The 1610-nt window shown below is 68.8% G+C and carries 2 protein-coding genes and 1 pseudogene; 1 reads left to right on the forward strand and 2 read right to left on the reverse strand.

Going from position 1 to position 1610, the window contains the following annotated elements:
* Positions 1-628 (reverse strand): SDR family NAD(P)-dependent oxidoreductase (locus JHC99_RS18680; protein WP_292156195.1); only part of this gene is annotated, 628 nt, incomplete at its 3' end.
* A gap of 55 nt (positions 629-683) precedes the next feature.
* Between JHC99_RS18680 and JHC99_RS18685 the strand changes: the two genes are divergently transcribed.
* Positions 684-1082 (forward strand): YkvA family protein, encoded by a 399-nt coding sequence (locus JHC99_RS18685; protein ID WP_292156197.1) that lies wholly within the window; start codon positions 684-686, stop codon positions 1080-1082.
* Positions 1083-1133: 51 nt separating this feature from the next.
* Here JHC99_RS18685 and JHC99_RS18690 read toward each other — a convergent pair.
* Positions 1134-1610 (reverse strand): annotated as a pseudogene (locus JHC99_RS18690) (DNA mismatch repair protein MutS); the annotation flags it as partial.

A 1610-nucleotide genomic window follows, 5' to 3' on the forward strand; every position in this document is an offset into this window, starting at 1 on the left:
TCTGGTCCATGCCGGCCATCATCGGGGTCCACATGATGCCGGGCAGGATGGTGTTCACCCGGATGCCTTCCTGGGCGAGGTCCCGTGCCACCGGCAGGGTCATGGCATAGACGCCGCCCTTGGACGCCGAATAGGCCGCCTGACCGATCTGGCCGTCCTGGGCCGCGACCGAGGCCGTATTGACCACCAGACCGCGCTCGCCGTCCTCCATCCGGTCCAGCGTCACCATCCCCAGGGCCGACTGGGACAGGACCCGGAAGGTGCCGAACAGGTTGATCCGCACGGTGCGCTCGAACGACGCCATGTCGTGGGCGCGGACCTCACCGGTGTCCTTTTTGCGCGACACGGTCTTCTGGCCCGTAGCGATGCCGGCGCAGTTGACGGTCAGCCGCTCCTGGCCGTGGGCGGCGCGGGCCTTGGCGAAGGCGGCGGCGACCTCTTCGTCACTGGTTACATCGACCTTGCAGAAGACCCCGCCGATCTCCCTGGCGATGGCCTCGCCCTTCTCCTCGTTCATGTCGAACAGGGCGACCCTGGCGCCGGTGGCGGCGATGGCGCGGGCCGTGCCCTCGCCGAGGCCCGAAGCGCCGCCGGTGATGACGGCGGAAATGGAGGAGTCGAGTTTCATCGCGAGAGTTCCTATGTTGTCGGGATCGAAGGATGCTGCGGAGGGTTTAGCGGCGATGCCGACTGGATCACAACCTGTTACACCGGAAGATGTGCTGGACCCGGCCCGATCGCTGGTGCCCTCGGTGGTGCGCGCCAACGAGGTCAAGGTGAAGCGCGGCTTCTGGCCCAAGGTCGTCTCGACGGCCGCCCGCGTGCCCTTCCTGGACCAGCTTTTCAGCGTCTATTACGCCGCCCGCGACCCGGAGACGCCGACGGCGGCCAAGGGGATGATGCTGGGCGCACTCGCCTATTTCGTCCTGCCGCTGGACGCCATCCCCGACATCTTCGCCGGCATCGGCTTCACGGATGACGCGGCGGTGTTCGCAGCCCTGATCGCCACGCTCGGTGCGAACATCAAGCGCCGGCACCGCGACCAGGCTGGAGAAGCGGTGAAGCGGCTGAAGGAGAAGTGACGACCCTTCTCCCCCGGCGCCGGGCGGCGAGCAGGGAGGAGACGCTGTCTGCTACCCCTTCATCGCCTTCAGCCGATACAGCGCCTCCAGCGCCTCGCGCGGGCTGAGGGCGTCGGGGTCCAGCGCGGCGACGGCTTCGTCCATCGCCGACCGCATCGGCGGCGGGGCCGGTTCCATCATGGCGAACAGGGGCAGGTCGTCGAGGCGGTCGTGGGCGGCCTTTTCGGCCTCCAGCCGGTCCAGCACGGCCTTCGCCCGCGCCACGACGGAGGCCGGCACCCCCGCCAGTTTCGCGACCTGCACCCCATAGGACCGATCCGCCGCGCCCGGTGCCGCCTCGTGCAGGAAGACCAGGTCGCCGTTCCACTCGCGCGCCTTCATCGACAGGTTGCAGACGTGGTCGAGCCGTTCCTCCAGCCGCGCCAGCTCATGATAGTGGGTGGCGAAGAGGGTCCGCGACCGGTTGGTCTCATGCAGGGCCTCGGCGCAGGCCCAGGCGATGGCCAGGCCGTCATAGGTCGCCGTGCC

Source organism: Brevundimonas sp. (assembly GCF_016463485.1).
Classification (GTDB): domain Bacteria; phylum Pseudomonadota; class Alphaproteobacteria; order Caulobacterales; family Caulobacteraceae; genus Brevundimonas.

Excerpts from the sequence above, each read along its gene's own strand:
- JHC99_RS18685 (WP_292156197.1), top strand. The coding sequence starts at position 684 with ATGCCGACTGGATCACAACCTGTTACACCGGAAGATGTGCTGGACCCG.